General features: G+C 66.9%; 14 protein-coding genes, 1 tRNA gene and 1 other RNA gene. 8 read left to right on the top strand and 8 right to left on the bottom strand.

Features of this window, described 5'->3' with window-relative positions; translation table 11 throughout:
- Positions 1-85: 85 nt before the first annotated feature.
- The gene (locus tag FHX72_RS14970; protein WP_183626147.1) at positions 86-1,780 is read right to left on the bottom strand and encodes a 2-isopropylmalate synthase; all 1,695 of its coding nucleotides are present in this window, start codon (positions 1,778-1,780) and stop codon (positions 86-88) included.
- A gap of 267 nt (positions 1,781-2,047) precedes the next feature.
- Here FHX72_RS14970 and FHX72_RS14965 point away from each other — a divergent pair, with 267 nt between their 5' ends.
- Complete coding sequence (locus tag FHX72_RS14965) at positions 2,048-2,716, top strand: FadR/GntR family transcriptional regulator (RefSeq protein WP_183626133.1); 669 nt, start codon at positions 2,048-2,050, stop codon at positions 2,714-2,716.
- A gap of 45 nt (positions 2,717-2,761) precedes the next feature.
- On the opposite strand, the gene FHX72_RS14960 is transcribed toward FHX72_RS14965, so the two are convergent.
- The 4 genes from FHX72_RS14960 to FHX72_RS14945 all read right to left on the bottom strand — a co-directional run bounded on the left by FHX72_RS14960 (position 2,762) and on the right by FHX72_RS14945 (position 7,324).
- A complete protein-coding gene (locus tag FHX72_RS14960) occupies positions 2,762-3,763 on the bottom strand; it encodes an NADP-dependent oxidoreductase (RefSeq protein ID WP_244157453.1) in 1,002 nt (333 codons plus the stop codon).
- 62 nt (positions 3,764-3,825) lie between these two features.
- Positions 3,826-4,854: a YqaJ viral recombinase family protein gene (locus FHX72_RS14955; protein WP_244964314.1), complete on the bottom strand. Its 1,029-nt coding sequence runs from the start codon at positions 4,852-4,854 to the stop codon at positions 3,826-3,828.
- A gap of 71 nt (positions 4,855-4,925) precedes the next feature.
- Complete coding sequence (locus tag FHX72_RS14950) at positions 4,926-6,176, bottom strand: allantoate amidohydrolase (protein WP_183626131.1); 1,251 nt, start codon at positions 6,174-6,176, stop codon at positions 4,926-4,928.
- Entirely contained in the window at positions 6,173-7,324 is a 1,152-nt protein-coding gene (locus tag FHX72_RS14945) for an FAD-dependent oxidoreductase (protein WP_183626129.1), read from the bottom strand. The genes FHX72_RS14950 and FHX72_RS14945 overlap by 4 nt, the downstream gene beginning before the upstream one ends.
- 111 nt (positions 7,325-7,435) lie before the next feature.
- Here FHX72_RS14945 and FHX72_RS14940 point away from each other — a divergent pair, with 111 nt between their 5' ends.
- The 5 genes from FHX72_RS14940 (at position 7,436) to FHX72_RS14920 (ending at position 12,534) form a co-directional block, all read left to right on the top strand.
- Complete coding sequence (locus FHX72_RS14940; protein ID WP_183626127.1) at positions 7,436-8,308, top strand: LysR family transcriptional regulator; 873 nt, start codon at positions 7,436-7,438, stop codon at positions 8,306-8,308.
- Between the two features lie 278 nt (positions 8,309-8,586).
- Positions 8,587-9,102 carry a 50S ribosomal protein L10 gene (gene rplJ / locus FHX72_RS14935; RefSeq protein WP_068482335.1) on the top strand — a complete coding sequence of 172 codons (516 nt, stop codon included), beginning with the start codon at positions 8,587-8,589 and terminating at the stop codon, positions 9,100-9,102.
- Positions 9,103-9,147: 45 nt separating this feature from the next.
- Entirely contained in the window at positions 9,148-9,531 is a 384-nt protein-coding gene (gene rplL / locus FHX72_RS14930; protein ID WP_068482332.1) for a 50S ribosomal protein L7/L12, read from the top strand.
- 250 nt (positions 9,532-9,781) lie between these two features.
- Positions 9,782-11,119: a hypothetical protein gene (locus tag FHX72_RS14925; protein ID WP_183626125.1), complete on the top strand. Its 1,338-nt coding sequence runs from the start codon at positions 9,782-9,784 to the stop codon at positions 11,117-11,119.
- A 266-nt stretch (positions 11,120-11,385) separates the two neighbouring features.
- Positions 11,386-12,534, top strand: a complete 1,149-nt coding sequence (locus FHX72_RS14920; RefSeq protein ID WP_183626123.1) for a hypothetical protein — start codon at positions 11,386-11,388, stop codon at positions 12,532-12,534.
- A 376-nt stretch (positions 12,535-12,910) separates the two neighbouring features.
- Here FHX72_RS14920 and FHX72_RS14915 read toward each other — a convergent pair.
- The 3 genes from FHX72_RS14915 to ffs all read right to left on the bottom strand — a co-directional run bounded on the left by FHX72_RS14915 (position 12,911) and on the right by ffs (position 13,954).
- A tRNA-Ser gene (locus tag FHX72_RS14915) sits at positions 12,911-12,998 on the bottom strand.
- Positions 12,999-13,103: 105 nt separating this feature from the next.
- A complete protein-coding gene (locus tag FHX72_RS14910; protein WP_068482323.1) occupies positions 13,104-13,757 on the bottom strand; it encodes an SDR family oxidoreductase in 654 nt (217 codons plus the stop codon).
- A gap of 100 nt (positions 13,758-13,857) precedes the next feature.
- Positions 13,858-13,954, bottom strand: an RNA gene (gene ffs / locus FHX72_RS14905) — signal recognition particle sRNA small type.
- A 102-nt stretch (positions 13,955-14,056) separates the two neighbouring features.
- Here ffs and pta point away from each other — a divergent pair.
- Together pta and FHX72_RS14895 are read left to right on the top strand one after the other, a co-directional pair.
- Complete coding sequence (gene pta / locus FHX72_RS14900) at positions 14,057-16,171, top strand: phosphate acetyltransferase (protein ID WP_183626121.1); 2,115 nt, start codon at positions 14,057-14,059, stop codon at positions 16,169-16,171.
- Between the two features lie 54 nt (positions 16,172-16,225).
- Entirely contained in the window at positions 16,226-17,413 is a 1,188-nt protein-coding gene (locus FHX72_RS14895; protein ID WP_068482378.1) for an acetate kinase, read from the top strand.
- Positions 17,414-17,423: the final 10 nt, after the last annotated feature.

The raw sequence follows: 17,423 nt of genomic DNA, 5'->3' as shown, positions 1-17,423 counted from the left end.
TGCATAGCTCAGGTGGATGCTCGCATCCACTGCCAAGAACGGCCCAGTCCTCGGACTGGGCCGTTCTTGCGTTCCCCGGCCCGGCTCAGGCTCTGGCGAACTCCGCGAGGGTGCTTCGTGCTGCGCTCAGGATTGCGTTCACGGTCGACGACAGCACCGACCGGTCACGGCCGGCGACCCAGCGTGGCCCTGAGCTATCGCGATACTCGAGGAGCGTCAACGCCTCGCTGTCGTTCCCTGTTCCGGGTGACGTCTGGTGCAGCGAGAGGACGTCGACGGAGACGCCAACCTCGTGGAGGAGCCGGGTGACGGCCTCCACGGGGCCTATCCCGTCGTAATTGCCGCTCTGCTCGCTCCCGTCGACGCGGACGCGGATGCTCGTGCGTGACACCTCGTCGCGTGTCTCGACGCTCAGCTCGAGGAGCTCGAGCTCAGGTGCCGCGGCCAGCAGGTAGCTGCGCTCGAAGAGCTCGAGCAGCTGCGCCGCCCCGACTTCCAGGCCGCTCGAGTCAGTGAGTTCCTGGACGCGCCTGGCGAAGTCGATCTGCAGGCGCCGGGGCAGTTCGATTCCGTAGTCGGTTTCGAGGAGGTAGGCGATGCCGCCCTTTCCTGACTGCGAGTTGACGCGAATGACGGCGTCGTAGCTGCGCCCGATGTCTGCCGGGTCGATCGGCAGGTACGGCACTCGCCACTCAATTTCGTGCTCTGGACGCTCCTCGCGCGCGGCACGGGAGCGCTGCTCGGCGAACCCCTTCTTGATTGCGTCCTGGTGCGTACCGCTGAATGCGGTATCGACGAGGTCGCCCACATACGGGTGCCTTGGGTGGATCTCGAGGCGGTTGCTGTATTCGACTGTGCGTCTGATCTCGTCGATGTCCGAGAAGTCGATCATCGGGTCGATGCCCTGCGCGTGCAGGTTCAGGGCCAGTACAGCGATGTCGACGTTGCCGGTGCGTTCGCCGTTGCCGAAGATGCAGCCTTCCACTCGCTGGGCGCCGGCGAGCACCGCGAGTTCCGCGCAGGCGATCCCCGTGCCTCGGTCGTTGTGGGGATGCACCGAGAGGATCGCGGAGTCGCGCCTCGCAAGGCGCTTGTGCATGTACTCGATCTGATCCGCGTACACGTTCGGGGTCGCGACTTCGACGGTGGCAGGGAGATTCAGGATGACCGGTCGCTCGGGGGTTGCTGCCCAGAGTTCCGTCATGGCGTCGCAGATGTCGATGACGTAGTCGGGTTCGGTGAGGTTGAACACCTCGGGGGAGAACTCGAAGCGCACGTTCGGTAGGTGGCCGGCGAGTTCGAGCACGTCTCGCCCGCCGGAGAGGATCAGTTCCCGAAGCTGCGCGCGGTTCTTGCCGAGCACCACGTCGCGCCAGGCGGGTGCCGTGGCCGTGTAGAGGTGGATCACCACGGGGTTCGTGATCCCCTGGATCGAGGCGACCGTGCGTTCGATCAGGTCCCGTCGTGCCGAGGTGAAGACGACGATCGTGACGTCGTCCGGTGCGATGTCGCTCGCGGCGATATGCCGGACGAAGTCGTAGTCGGTCTGGGAGGCGGAGGGGTAGCCGACCTCGATCTCCTTGTAGCCCATGCGAATCATGAGCTCGAAGAAGATGCGCTCGCGGTCGGGGTCCATGGGCTCCGAGAGCGCCTGGTTTCCGTCGCGCAGGTCGACCGGTACCCAGAGCGGCGCGGTTGTGAGGCGGTTGGAGGGCCAGTCTCTCCCGGTGAGGGGCACATCCACTCGTGAGTACACGTCGAGGTACCTGTGGGATGGCATCTGCGAGTGTCGCTGACGGTTCCAGTGTGGTGCGTCGTTCGGTATCGGGCCGGCCGGTGTCGAGATCTGAGATGCAGTGCTGTGCACTGGTGTTTCCTTGGCAGTCGTTGCAGGGTGACGACCGGGGCGCGATTCGACTCCACGTCGGAGAGCCGGTCAGGCTAGGCCCCGCCGTGGCGGCGAAGGAGGAGTGTGCGCTGCATGAGGAGGCGGTAGCACAACTCCTCAGATAAGTAGAGGAGTTCGTGGATGAGGGATGATGGGGGAATGAGCACACTTCGCCGGGAACCACTTGCCGAACAGGCGGCCGAGGTCCTCTTGGAGCGCATCCGCGGTGGCGAATGGGAGGTGGGCCAGAAGTTGCCGGGCGAGACGACGCTCGCGCCGCAGCTCGGGGTCGGACGGTCAACGATCCGCGAGGCGATCCGTCAGCTCGCGGGCAGTGGCGTGCTCGCCACCAGGCAGGGTGCCGGAGTGTTCGTCACCGCGCTGGACGTGCCGGAGGGGCTGGATGAGATGCTGAGGCGCGCCGACATCGAGACGGTGATTGAGGCGCGCATCGCAATCGAGGTCGAGGCGTCGGCGCTCGCCGCTGAGCGCCGCACGACCGCTGATCTCCACGAGATGAGGCGCGCAGCGGATGCCCGCGACGCGCAGCGCGCAAGCATCGAAGCGCACGTCGACGCGGACACGGCGCTGCACCGCAGCATCGTCGTCGCCGCGCACAACGAGATCCTCACGGAGCTCTTCGACGGCTTCGCTCCGCGCAACAGGAAGGCCATGATCGGGATGCTGCAGCGTCGTGGTGAGTTCGGCAGCGACAGTGACCAGCTCGTCCACAGCCGGATCCTGGATGCGATCGCCGAGCAAGACGCCACCGCGGCGGCCGAGCTCACCCGTGCTCACCTGTTGGACCTCAAGGCAAGCGTGGCGTAACCGCGGCCTGCACTCTCAGCGCCGCCGCGGGGTGGCGCCAGTGGCCTACGCGTCGATGTCGAGGACGACCTTGCCGCGCACGTGCCCTTCGGCGATGAGCTCCTGCGCCGCTCCAGCTTCGGCGAGCGGGAAGACGCGGTCGACGTGCGTCTGCAGCGCGCCCTGCTCGAAGAGCTGCGTGATGGTCTGCAGGATGCGCCCCTCGGGGGAGAGCTTCAGGGTCGAGGCGACGATGTCGCGGTTCTCGGCGGCAGCCTCCTCGAAGAGCTCGGGGTAGCTGCCGGTCGGCACGTTGATGAGGGTGCCACCGTCGCGAAGGACTCGGAGCGAGCGCGTGCCGGTCGCATCCTTCACGTTGCCGATGAGGTCGATGACGACGTCGACGGGCTCGGTGATGACGTCCTCGAAGCGCTCGTTGCGGTAATCGATGACCTGGTCGGCGCCGAGCTCGCGCAGCCACTCGTGGTTGCGCTCGGAAGCCGTCGTGATGACGTGCGCGCCGTAGTAAGAGGCGAGCTGCACGGCGAAGTGGCCGACTCCGCCCGCGCCGGCGTGGATGAGAACGCGCTGGCCCGTGTAGACGCCGCCAGCCTCCACGACGGCGGCCCAGGCGGTGAGCACTGCGAGGGGGACCCCGCCAGCCTCGATGAACGAGAGGTTCTTGGGCTTTTTGGCGAGGCTCATGAAGGGCACAGACACGTACTCGGCGTACGCACCCGAGTAGCGCGGGAACAGGAGCATCCCGTACACCTCGTCGCCGGGCTGGAACGGCGCGAGCTCGTAGGAGGCGCGAACGACAACCCCGGAGAACTCACCACCGAGGGTCGAGGGGAAGCTCGAGATCGCCTTCGAGGCACCGGCGCCCGAGCGAGTCTTTCCGTCGATGGGGTTCACGCCCGCCGCTTTGACGCGCACCAGCGTGTCCGAGTTGAGAGTGAGGGGGATGGCCGTTTCTCCGAGCTGCATCATCTCGGGTCCGCCGATGCCGGTGAGCAGGGCCGCGCGCATGGTGTCGGAGGTCGGCTGGAGATCTGGGGCGTCAGTCATACGGGCCATTGTCCCCCGAACGCGGGCGGCGTTCCCATGAGGGGGAGCAACGAGTCCGGGTCTTACGCGTAGGTCTCGGCGTCGTAGAACGACTGCGTGTAGTCGCTGCTGCTGTGCGTGTTCCCGTATCCCTGGAAGGGCCCTGCATTGCCGGTGGAGTACTGAGCGAACTCGCCCCGGTACTTCTCGACGTCCTTGAGCACCTCGTTCGCGAGTGTCACGAGTTTGGCGATCTCTGCCTCGTCGCGGTCGATCCACACGAACTTCGGCTCGCGGTCGACGACGATGAAGTCCTGGTGCCGCTCCCACACCATGAGGGTGCGCTCGGCGCCGAGCACGTACTGCTGCCACCAGATCTGGCGCATGTACGAACGGGGGATGCGCTTCCACACCTTGTTGGTGGTCTTGATCTCAGCGAGGAGGATGCGGCCCTCCTCGTCGCAGTGCAGGCCATCGGGGGTTGCGAGGTGGCTCATCGACGCCTCGGCATGGAAGAGGAGGCCGCTCGCCGGGATGCCGTGGCGCTCCATGACCCACCTGGCGATCTCGGGTTCTCGCTGCCGGCCGAAGTCGGTGTAGGCGTTGCCGCTGAACGAGTTGCCCATGACCTTGTCTTTGACGACCTGCTTCACGGAAGCCGGGGTCGCGAGGCGCGCCGCGTCGGTTGCGGTGACGCCGTCGGCGCGAGCCTTGAGCCACGCAGCGCGGTCGTTGGAGTCGGCAAGCACACGGAGCAGATGCGCGCTCATGGCTTCGACCTCGGGGGTCGCGGGCAGCTCGATCGCGGAGGTCTCCGCCGCGGGGCCGTGCGCGCGCCAGACGCCGACTTCGCTGGCCGAGAGTGGAGTTGTCGCTGAGGCGGGCCGAGTCTCCGATGTGCAGAAGCGCGGCAGCGCTTCCTCCTGGGGCACTGGCCCGGCGCCGGTCGTCAGCGGATGCTCCTGACGAACGGGCGCGGGCGCGGATGCGTAATCCATGAGCGCGGCCGGGCCGTAGATATCGCGGTCGCGTCGACGCGACTTGGGCGCCGGCTGGGGTTCGCCGAACCAGGACGTCTCATCGACGTCGTGGCTCGGGCGGAACATGACCATCCACCTATTCTTTCCCACACCACCGACACTGCGGGTACCAAGCGCCGATGTGCCGAAAGAATCTGCTGGGTTCAGGCCCCGACCGCCCCGACGGCCATGATCGCCATGGCGAGCGCGCGTGCCCCGTGGTCAGCATCCACGTCTTCGACGTATTCCTCGGGGGAGTGCGAGATGCCGCTCGGGTTCCGGATGAAGAGCATGGCGGTTGGCAGGTGCGCGGCGAGCACGCCGGCGTCGTGACCCGCCCCCGTGTCGAGCACGGGAGCGTCCGGGAGTGCGAGCTGGATCGTGTCGCGGAGCTGCTGGTCGAAGGACACCGTCGGCGAAAGCGACTCCTCCACGAGGACCGCCTCGCAGCCCTGGTCGGCCGCGACCTCGGTCGCCCGCCCACGGATGCGCTCGACGATCGCGGCGGTCACCTCGTCGTCGGGGTGGCGGACGTCGAGCCACGCGTCGACCCGGGATGCGATGACATTCGTCCCTCCAGGCACCGGCTCGAGCCGGCCGACGGTGGCGCGGGCTCCCGGCACGGATCGCGCGATTTCCTCGATGCCGATGACGAGCCGAGCAGCGGCGACCATCGGATCGCGCCGGTCGGCCATGAGGGTCGTGCCGGCGTGATTGCCCTGGCCCGTGAAGCTCACACGCCAGCGGCCGTGGCCAAGGATCGAGGAGCCGATCGCCACGGGGCCGGCGAGATCGATGAGACCGCGCCCCTGCTCGACGTGCAGTTCGATGAAGGCGCCGAACTGCGCGACACGTGCGGGATCGACACCGAGGTGTCTCGGGTCGAAGCCGGCGGCGGCCGAGGCCTCCGCGAAGCTCGTACCGTTCGCATCCCGCAGCGACCGAGCTCTGTCGGGGTCGATCGCCCCGGTGAGGAGCCTGGACCCGAGGCAGGCGACGCCGAAGCGAGACCCCTCCTCTTCGGGGAAGACCGCGATCGCCACGGCGACACTCGGCTTTTGGCCCTCGCTGCGAAGCAGGTCGACGGCGGCGAGCGCGGCAGTCACGCCGAGCGGCCCGTCGAACGCGCCGCCGCCTGGTACTGAGTCCAGGTGGCTGCCCGTGATGAGCGCGCCGGTGCGGTCGCCGTCCGCGCGGTCCCACCAGGCCCAGATGATGCCGTTGGGGTCGACCTCGACATCGAGCCCGCGCGCCTCGGCTGCCGCGAGGAACCATTCGCGGAGCTCGAGTTCGGGATGTGAATACACGGGCCTGCTGTAGCCGCCGCGCGTGAGGTCGCGGCCCAGGTGCTCGATCTCGCGCATGAGCGAAGACACGGAGGTCGGCCGAGCGGAGTTGGGCGTCGGGGTGCTCATGCTGTGGCTCCAGTCTCCGCGCCGACGCGGAACTCGTCCGGCACCGAGCCGGAGCCGGTGATCAGGTCTGCCGCGAGTTCCCCGAGCAGCGGCGCGAACTTCCCACCGTGACCTGAGCAGGCCGACAGCACAACAAGGTTGTCGACGCGGTCGATCACGAAGTCCTCCGTCGGCGTCGTCGTGAAGAGGCACGTCGTCTCCGCGTACGGCTCCGGCACAACGCCGGGGAGGAATTCCTCGGCATAGGCGATGAGTGCGCGCCGGTTCGCCGCATCCACAACCCCGTCCTGCTGGAGTGCCGAGTCGATGAGCTTGCCGCCGTTGAACTGCGCGACCTTCTGCCCGCGCCAGTCTGCGTCGCGGCCGCCCGGCAGGCCGTAGGTCTGCAGTTTGTGTGACTTGGAGATGAAGGTGGGCCACGGGTCGGCGTCAGCCCCGGCATCGCCTGGGTCGAGGTAGGGGAAGTGGAATGCCTGCTCTTGCCGAACCTCGAGCTCGGGGAACTGCGCGAGGAACGCGCTCGGGAGCGAGAGCTCGCCGAGGAGGGCCGGGAGCCAGCCGCCTGCCGCGACGACGATGCCGTCCGCTTCTGCCGTCTCGCCCGTGGCTGAGTGCACGAGGTAGCCGCTGCCGCTCCGGTCGACACGGGCGACGGGCCAGGACGTTCGCAGGTCGAGCCTGCCGGTCGCGGATGCGGTGGCAAGCATCGCGTTGACGGTTCCGCCGGCATCGAGCACTCCGGCGCCCGGGTGCCAGAGCACGTCCGTCTCGAATCTGAATTGGGGCCAGCGCTCCTGCGCCGCCGCGGCAGAGAGGAGTTCGTGCTCGACGCCAGCTGCTTCCAACACTCTCGCGAGCGCAGTGGGGTTTCGGATGTCGCCGTGGTCGAGAGCGCCGGTCGACCGGATGAGCTGGCTTCCGCTCACGCGTTGGAGTTCGTCCCAGCCCGCTTTCGATCGGACGACGAGGTCTGTGTAGACCTGCTCGGGATAGGCGTAGCGGAAGATGCGGGCCGAGCCGTGCGAGCTGCCGTGCTCGTTGGCCGGGGTCGTGCGCTCGAGCACCGTCACGTGGTGGCCGCGCTCGGCGAGGTGCCAGGCTGCCGAAGCGCCCGCGAGTCCCGCACCGATGACGATGGTGTCGGTCATGTCCGCTCCCTGAAGGTCGGTCGAGTGGTGCCTGCCTCGATTACGCCAGAACAAGTGGTGCGCGTCCAATATCATTTGAAGTCATATTGATAGTCATCGCGAATGGATGTCATGGAGCTTCGTCAGTTGAGGTACTTCGTCGCCGTCGCGGACGAGCTGCACTTCGGCCGCGCGGCCGAACGCCTGCACATGACGCAGCCGCCGCTCACGGTCGCAGTGCGCAAGCTCGAGGCAGAGCTCGGCGTCGAGCTCTTCGAGCGCACGACGCGGAGCGTCTCGCTCACCGCCGCAGGTCGCATGTTCCGCCAACGAGCCGGTGCCGTGCTCGACGACCTCGATGCCGCCGTCGCTGACCTCGGCGACGTGGCTGCCGGGGTTTCCGGAAGGGTGCGCATCGGGTTCGTGAGCTCGGCGAGCTACAGCGTGCTGCCCCGAGGCCTGCAGGCATTCCAGGAACTCAGGCCGCGCATCCGCCTCGAGCCGCGATCGCTCACGAGCGCCGAGCAGATCACCCTCCTCCTCGAGGGGGAGCTCGACGTCGGGATCCTCCGCGACCCTCTCGCGGTGCCCGGCCTGCGGGCGACGTTGCTGGAGAGCGAGGACCTCGTGGCGGTGCTGCCGGCGAACGACCCACTGGCTGCCGAGTCGACCGTCACGCCGTTGGGCTTCCACAGCAAGGACGTCGTGCTGTTCCCGTTCGAGCTCATGCCCGGATTCGTCTCCGCTGTCATGTCGTGGCTTGGCGGAGCCCAGGCCGTCCCGCGAATCGTGCAGAGCGTCATCCACCAGGAGACGGTGCTCGGCCTCGTCTCGGCAGGGGTCGGGGCGTCGATCTTGCCCGCCTCCGTTGCCCGATTCCACATGCCCGGCGTTGTCACGCGCCCGCTCCTCGGCTCGCCCAGCACCGAGCTCTACGCCGTCGAGGGCCAGCGCCCGCACCCGAGCACAGGCCTCCTCATCGACAGCCTCCGCGACTCGCGCTGAAGGGAGCGTTCGCCTCGCGTTGACGAAACCCGTGCGAGGAGGTACGCTTTCGGAAGCCCAAGACCGCAGGTCTTCGTTGTGCGTGAGAACGTACACGAACGAAGGTTCGCAAGAACGCCCCGCGCAGGTGAACGAAGCAGATCTGCTCTGCGCGCAAGCGCATCCTCTCAGCTCCGGTCCACCTGCGACCGGAGCTTTTTTGTGTGTTGTGCATCGAAGATGCGCCTGCGGTGCGTGAATGACAAACGTGGTTCACGTGCAAGAGAGAGAGGAGTGCCATGGCGACCAAGGAAGCAACTGTTGCCGAGCTTCAGGACTTGTTCCAGAACTCGACCGCCGTCCTGCTGACTGAGTACCGCGGTCTCACTGTTGCGCAGCTCAAGACGCTGCGTCGCACGATTGGTGAGCACGCAAGCTACGCCGTGGTGAAGAACACGCTGACGAAGATTGCGGCGAACAACGCCGGAATCACCGCGTTCGACGACGAGCTGACCGGACCGAGCGCAATCGCGTTCGTGCACGGCGACCCCGTCGCAGTCGCGAAGAGTCTTCGTACCTTCGCCAAGGACAACCCTCAGCTGGTTCTGAAGGGCGGTTTCTTCGACGGAAACGCTCTCAGTGCAGAAGAGGTCAACAAGCTCGCCGACCTCGAGTCCCGCGAAGTTCTGCTCGGCAAGCTTGCCGGCGCCTTCAAGGCCTCGCTGTTCGGTGCCGCATACCTGTTCACCGCGCCTGCAGCCAAGGCTGTTCGCACGGTCGAGGCATTGCGCGAAAAGCAGGAGTCCGCGAACTAGTCCTACGGGATCTCGCGGCTAGAACAACACACAAGGAGAAAACACATGGCAAAGCTCACGACTGACGAGCTCATCGCAGCATTCAAGGAGCTCACGCTCATCGAGCTCTCCGAGTTCGTCAAGGCGTTCGAGGAGACCTTCGAGGTCACCGCTGCTGCTCCCGTTGCAGTTGCAGGCGTTGCTGCTGCAGCAGCTGACGCACCTGAAGAGGAGGAGAAGACGGAGTTCGACGTCATCCTCGAGGGTGCTGGCGACAAGAAGATCCAGGTCATCAAGGAGGTGCGCGCACTCACGAGCCTCGGTCTCGGTGAGGCGAAGGCACTCGTCGACGGCGCTCCGAAGCCCGTCCTTGAGGGCGTCAACAAGGAAGCTGCTGACAAGGCAAAGGAAGCCCTCGAGGCTGCCGGCGCTTCGGTGACCGTCAAGTAGTCATCCCGCAGCGGTTCTGCGCGGCGTGTTCCGACACGCCGAAGGAACTTTTTTTCGCGAGGCATCGCATCCGGTTTCCGGATGCGGTGCCTCGTTCCGTTTCTCCAGAAAATCCCTGTTGAAGATGCGATTCCTGAGGTCAGTGTGACCAATGTGACTGGTGTGTCGACCGGGAATCGAAACTTTCCGCGTGTCGCTTGACCCTATTTCGGCCTCGACGGACAATAATCCGCCGTGTTAGCGTCCCCTCATGCTTTCCGACACCTTCAAGAGCGCCCGCGCTCGCACCACGGCCCTCGTCATCGCCTTCGGCGTCGTCGCCGGTGGGGTTGCAGTCACGGCCGCGCCTTCTTTCGCTGCGAACGGCGACCAGGTAGACGCGAGTGTCGACGGAGACACGAGCGCCGCTTCCGCGTCTGTCTCTGAGGACACGATCGCCGCGGACGCTCCAGGTGTCACGGTCACTGGCTCCGGCTTCACGCCGGGCAACCTCGTCTACGTCAAGGTCGTCGGCCCTGAGGGGCAGACCAACTGGTCTTGGGGCACCGAGTCGCACAAGGTCGACGAGTCAGGAGTCGTCAGTGCTGAGCTGACCAGTGACGAGGCTTGGAGCGAGGGTGACTACTCGGTTGTGCTCTTCGAGTCCGACGATGTGCAGGCTTCGACCGCGTTCGCCGCCGCCGCTCCCGCCGGAACCGAAACGCCCGCCCCGACTGAGACGACAACTCCTGAGCCGACGGAGACGTCGACGGAGACCGCAACTCCCGAGCCGACAGAGACCGAGACGGCCACGGCTGAGCCGACTGAGACGGCTACCGAGACGCCCGAGCCCACGCTCACCGAAGAGCCCACGCTCGAGCCGACCGAGACGGCGAGTGTCACGCCGACCGCCACCGAGACGGCCACGCCTGAGCCGACCGAGACCGAGGCGCCCGTCGCAGCTCCCGCAGTAGCGACCGAGCAGGTGAGCTACACGCAGGAAGAGGCCGCTGAGGGCATCACGTACGTCGCTACGGGCTTTACGCCAGGCGTCGAGCTCGGGCTCACGCTCCGGCTCCCTGACGGCACCTCCGCCGAGTTCGAGTCGGCCGAGCCGATCACGCCGGATGCTGACGGCAACTACGCGGGCATCATCACGTACGACGCGGCTTGGGCTGTCGGCGACTACGGCATCACGCTCACCACCATCAGCCCTGAGGCTGGTGAGGAGACCGACGCGCCTGCCGCGGACTCGGCCCGCGCTGTTCCGCTGATCGTCCAGGAGGAGTCGGAGCTCACGGCGACGACCGAGTCGCCCGCGGCTGTCGAGCTTGAGGCTGACGCTCCCGCTGAAGAGCAGACGGCAACAACGTCCTTCGCGGTCACTGGTGAGACCCCGGCAACCGTCGATGCATCGCCAAGCACCACGTCAGCGCCAGCTGGCAACGGCGGCGGCAGCGACACCAAGGGCAAGGCGCAGAGCAAGTCGCTGGCGACCACCGGCGCTGAGGACGCGTTCGGTGCTGCAGGCATCGGCCTCCTGGTGCTCGGCCTCGGTGCCGCAGTAGTGACTGGCGCTCGTTTCCTGAGCCGTCGTCGCGAGAGCTAGGACAACGTAGGTAACGCGAGAAGTGAGCGGGACCGGACACCGAAAGGTGTTCGGTCCCGCTCGCTTTCGCTTGCGGCCCGAATCTCTATGAATACTCACGTGACCGGGTAGAACTCCCCACGGTCAAAACTGGTCCAGACTTTGTGCGGAAATCCGCTCAGGATCAGGTATTTTAGGGAGTCACTCCCTGGGTGCTGAACGCATAGCCCGTCGAGATCGTCCGTAATCTTCTGGACATCACCTGTGAGTCAGGCCACTCTTTAGTTATGGCTTCCTCATTCTCTTCTTCGTCGCGCAAGTGCGCTTCTGCCCTCACGATCGCTTTCGGTGTGCTCGCCAGTGGCGCCGTGCTGACCGCTGCGCCTGCCTACGCAGCGACCACCACGCCCCCAACGAGCCCCGCCGAGACGACGCCAGTCGCCACGGAAACGGCCACGCCGTCCGAGTCGACGACGCCCACCGAGACGACGCCGGCTGAGACGACGCCCGCTGAGACGACCCCGGCCGAGGAGTCGACCCCCGTCGAGTCGACGCCGGCTGAGCCCACTGAGACGGCAGAGGCGCCCGCGGCCGAGGGTGCCGCCACCAAGCCGAGCTTCACGCCTGACGAGGGCGTCACGTACGTCCTCACGGGCCTCGCGCCGAACACCAAGCTCTCGAGCATCACGCTCACGCTGCCTGACGGCAGCGCCGTGGCGGTTCCCGCCGCTGCCGACAACAGCTGGACGACTGACGCTGAGGGCACGTACTCGGGCGAGATCACCAGCACCGGGCTCCTCCCTGAGGGGGACTACTCCGTCACCGTCACGCAGAACTACAACGACGCTGCCGGCCAGCCTGCTCAGAACGTCGTCACGTTCGGCTTCAACGTCGCCGCACTCGCGACGGCCACCCCGACGCCGACCGTCGACCCCACTCCGACGGTTGAGGCGCCTGTCGCCTACGCAACTGCCGGAAGCTTCCTCCCGACGGAGAACATCACCTACGTCGCTCAGCACTTCACGCCTGGCGTCGCGCTCGACATCACGGTTGTCTACCCCGACGGCACGTCCGTCGAGGTCGAGCCGACCGATGACTCGGTCGTCGCCGAGGACGGCACCTACTCGGGTGAGCTCATCAACCAGTCGGGCGTTCCGCTGCCCCTCGGTGAGTACACCGTGCAGCTCTCGCAGGAGGGTGGCCTCTCGGCTTCGTTCACGTTCCTCGTCGCCGAGGCGACGCCTGGCGCGACGACGGCTCCCACCGCGACCGCAGCTCCTGCAGGCAACGGGGGCACGAACACGGGCCACAAGACGCCTGAGCTCGCCACCACGGGTGCTGAGGACGTCTTCGGCGCAGCCGGCATCGGCCTCCTCGCGCTTGCGACCGGCGCTGGCGTGCTCGTCGCGCGCCGCTTGGCAGCCAAGAAGGCCTAGTAGCTCACCGAGCTCTTCGCTGAGAGGGCGTCACCTTCGGGTGGCGCCCTCTTTCGTGCGTGCGTGCGCGCCGCCTCATTCGCTCGCCGCGCGCGCCGCCGCATCCGCATCCGCTTTCCGCGCGCGCCGCCGCATCCGCATCCCCCTTCCGCGCGCGCCGCCGCACGTGGCGGACGCACGTGGCGGGGCGCAGCCTGGGCAGGGCAACGCTGCCCAGGGCGGCCTTGTGGTCGTCAAAACTCGCGTGAGGCGACCTCAAGTCCGCCCTCGGCGTGGGTCGCGTTGCCCAGGGCGGAGCTGTGGTCGTTTTGTCGAACAAGGCGGGCGCATGACAAGAGCCCCGACCTGGTTTCCCTGGTCGGGGCTCTTGTGCGCGTGGCGGAGGATAGGGGATTCGAACCCCTGAGGGCTTTCACCCAACACGCTTTCCAAGCGTGCGCCATAGGCCACTAGGCGAATCCTCCACGGGAGCGCCAGGCGCTCACCTCGAAAGAGCATAGCGGTTCTCGCGACCGTTCGTGAACGCGAGCGCCAAAACGCTCCAATAGATAGGCCCGACGGGCTCCCGGCTACAGCTTCTTGACCGCTGATCCGATCTCCACGTCGCCCGAAACGACCTCGAACTGCTTGTGGATGCCAGCGTGGCGGTCGAGGAGCGCGGCGATCACGGCGGCGACGTCTGCGCGAGGAATCGATCCGCGCTCGACCTGCTCGCCCACCTTGACGAGGCCAGTGGCCTCGTCGTCGGTGAGGCCGCCAGGGCGCACGATGGTCCAGTCGAGCTTCGCGCTCCGTGCGCGGATGTTCGCATCGGCCTCGCTCTTCGCCCTGAGGTACACCTGGTACACGTCGTCCGAGTCGCGGTCGAAGGTGTCGGTGCCGATCGCGGAGACCACGACGAACCTGCGGATGTTCGCGAGTTCCGCCGCATCCGCTGACAGGATGGCGCCGTCGCGGTCGAGCGTGAGCTTGCGCTCTGCCGTGCTCCCTGGCCCTGCGCCGGCTGCGAAGACGACGGCGTCGACGTGACCGAGTTGCTTCGCGAGGTCCGTTGGCGTGCTCTGCTCGAGGTCGGCGACGACGGGGTCTGCGCCGAGCTCCTCGAGGGAGTCGACATAGTCCGGGTTGCGGATGACGCTCGTGACGCGGTGACCGCGCTGAATGAGCTGGGTCGTTAGAAGGCGTGCGATCTGACCGTTTCCACCGATGACTGCAATTCTCATGTCTGCCAGTCAAGCCGGTCAGCCTGAGTCCGGGGCCAGCGTTCGCGGCGGGCGATCTGCGAGGGGCGACGCGGTGAGCTGCGGAATGCATAAGGCAAAAAGAAAAGACCCCCCGCGCACCCGCCAGAGCCCGGTTACCCTTGCTGCGTTTCCGCCCTGGGGGAGTTGGCCTGGATGGCGCCACGCGAGGAGCCGTCGACCATCATAGCGCGCCGGAAGCGGTACGCGAATTCCAGCCCTCCACAATTGGCAGGATCGCGACAGCTCGCCGACTCTTCGCCCGACTACCATTGTTTGACGTGGGGACAAGCATCTACATCACGTCATCAGAGGGTCACTCTGGCAAGTCAGCCGTCGCTCTTGGCGTCGTAAACGCCCTGAGCCGCTCGATCGGCCGGGTCGGTGTGTTCCGGCCCATCGTGCAGAACGCCGAGGCGAGGGACGACATCCTCGATCTCCTCCTCTCGCAGCTCGACCCGCAGAACCGCGGCCTCGAGTACGAGTCCGGCTTCGGCGTCACCTATGACGACGTGCACGCGGACCCCGACGAGGCGCTCTCCCGCATCGTCACCCGCTACCGCGCCCTCGAGCGCCGTTGCGACACCGTCGTGATCGTCGGCAGCGACTTCACCGACGTCGGCAACCCGGCCGAGCTCGGCTTCAATGCTCGTGTCGCCGCGAACTTAGGCGCACCCGTCCTGCTTGTCCTGACCGGCCTCGACGCAGACAAGGGTCAGCCGCGCACGCCGGAGCAGCTGGCGCAGGCGCTCGAGGTGACGCTGCCGGAACTCGACGCGGCTCACGCGACCCTGCTCGCGATCGCCGTCAACCGTGCCGACGAGAACGCGACGGAAGAGGTGCGCCTGGCGGTCGCCGAGCGCGCCCTTCGGGAGCTCGGGCACAAGGTGCCAGTGTGGGCGATCCCCGAGACGCCGCTCCTCATGGCTCCCTCGCTGTCCCAGCTTCTGGATGCCGTTGGCGGCGAGCTCGTCTACGGCGACCGCGAGCTCCTGGGTCGTGAGGTCCTCGGCATCGTGCTCGCCGGCATGTCGATGCAGAACGTCCTCGAGCGACTCAAGGAGGGCGCGGTTGTTGTCATCGCGGCAGACCGGACGGACGTGCTGCTGGCCGTGCTCCTGGCCCAGGGCGCGGAGACCTTCCCCTCGCTCGCTGGCATCGTCGTGAACGGGCCATTCGAATTCCCGCCGGCCGTGGAGCGCCTGATCAACGGCCTCAACGTTCAGGTGCCGATCATCCGCACCAACTTAGGCACGTACGACACTGCCCAGCGCATCATGCAGACGCGCGGGCGTCTCGCGGCGGCCGGCATCTCGCGCCGCAAGATCGACCTCGCCCTCGCGAAGTTCGAGCAGCACATCCCGGCTATCGAGGTCGTCGCTCTTCTCAACGTGAAGCAGTCGCTCGTCGTCACGCCGCTCATGTTCGAGAACACGCTCCTCGACCGAGCTCGCTCCGACCGGAAGCACATCGTGTTGCCAGAGGGCAGCGACGACCGTATTCTCGTCGCCGCCGGCTCGCTGCTGGCCCGCGAGGTCGCAGAGATCACGATCCTGGGTGAGGAATCCGAGGTTCGTGGCCGTGCATCCGCCCTCGGTGTCGACATCTCCGCCGCCAACGTGCTGAGCACGAGCAACCCCGACTACGTGGCGCGCTTCGCGGAGGAGTACGCGAGGCTCCGCGCGCACAAGGGCGTCACGATCGAGGCAGCGACCGAGCGCGTGCGCGATGTGAGCTACTTCGGCACGCTCATGGTGCACCTCGGCCTCGCCGACGGCATGGTCTCCGGTGCCGCGCACACGACGGCGCACACCATCCGCCCTGGATTCGAGATCGTGAAGACCAAGCCGGGCGTATCCGTCGTCTCGAGCGTCTTCCTCATGGCACTCGCCGACCGCGTGCTCGTCTACGGCGACTGCGCCGTCAACCCCGACCCGACCGCTGAGCAGCTCGCCGACATCGCGATCTCCTCGGCCGAGACGGCAAACCAGTTCGACATCGCGGTTCGTGTTGCGATGCTGTCGTACTCGACGGGCGAGTCGGGCTCAGGCGCCGACGTCGACAAGGTGCGCACGGCGACGGCACTCGTTCGCGAGCGCATGCCCGAGCTGCTTGTCGAGGGGCCCATCCAGTACGACGCGGCGACGGATGCAGCGGTCGCGAGCAAGAAGATGCCAGGCAGCGAGGTGGCTGGGCGAGCGACGGTGTTCATCTTCCCCGACCTCAACACTGGCAACAACACGTACAAGGCGGTGCAGCGTTCGGCTGGCGCCGTCGCGATCGGTCCCATCCTGCAGGGACTCAACAAGCCCATCAACGACCTGTCCCGTGGGGCGCTCGTCTCCGACATCATCAACACCGTCGCCATCACGGCGATCCAGGCGCAGCGCTCGTAGACGCGTCCGCCGCACATCCTGCCCGCTCCTCGCGGGTCTCGAGAAAGGGTGCTCATGAGCATCGTCCTGGTCGTCAACTCCGGCTCTTCGTCCTTCAAGTACCAACTGATCGACATGGACCGCGAGGCGACGCTCGCGTCAGGCCTCGTGGAGCGCATCGGTGAGCCCGTCGCGAGCGTCACGCACAAGACCGGGGGCGAGACCTTCGCCCGTGAGGCCGATATCCCGGACCACACGCGCGGCTTCGAAGCGATGCTCGAGGGCTTCGAGGAGCACGGGCCGAGTCTCGCCGAGTTCCCACCCGTCGTGGTCGGCCACAGGGTTGTGCACGGCGGGCGCCGCTTCTTCGACGCCGCCGTCATCGACGGCAAGGTGCTGCAGGACATCGAAGACCTCATCCCGCTCGCGCCGCTCCACAACCCGGCCAACCTCGAGGGCATCGTCGGCGCGCGAGACGTCTTCGCCGAGACGCCGCACGTTGCCGTCTTCGACACGGCCTTCCACACGACGATGAGCGAGGCCTCGTCGCTGTACGCGCTGGATGCTGAGGTCGCGAAAGAGCACCGGGTACGCAAGTACGGTGCACACGGGACAAGCCACAAGTTCGTGTCTGAGGAGACCGCGCGTTTCCTGGAGCGCGACCTGGACCAGCTCAAGACGATCGTGCTGCACATCGGCAATGGCGCGAGCATGTGCGCCGTCGACGGCGGCCGATCGGTCGAGACGAGCATGGGCATGACGCCGCTTGAAGGACTTGTCATGGGTACGCGCACCGGCGACCTCGACCCCGCGGTGCTTGTGCACCTCTCGCGCCGAGGCGGCTACACGATCGACCAGCTCGACGACCTCCTGAACCGCAAGTCGGGGCTGCTCGGCCTCACCGGCTCGGGAGACATGCGCGACGTTCGGCAGAAGGCCAACGCCGGCGACGAGCGGGCGCAGCTCGGGCTCGCGGTCTACACGCACCGCATCCGCCACTACCTCGGCGCCTACATGCTGCTGGTCGGCGGAGCCGACGCGATCGTCTTCACTGCGGGCATCGGCGAGAACGACGCGCAGTTGCGCGCCGACGTGCTCGAAGGCCTCGAATGGCTCGGCGTGAAGCTGTCGCCTGAGCGTAACGAGTCGCCGTCGCGGGATGCTCGGCGCATCTCCGCCGACGACTCGCGTATCGAGGTGCTCGTCGTTCCGACCAACGAGGAGCTCGAGATCGCACGCCAGAGCCTGGCCGCCATCGCCTGATCCGCGCTCG

The organism is Pseudoclavibacter helvolus (genome assembly GCF_014191305.1).
GTDB classification, from domain to species: domain Bacteria; phylum Actinomycetota; class Actinomycetes; order Actinomycetales; family Microbacteriaceae; genus Pseudoclavibacter; species Pseudoclavibacter helvolus.
Note: the sequence above shows the minus strand (reverse complement) of the source record. Positions and strands in the feature narration are given on the sequence as shown.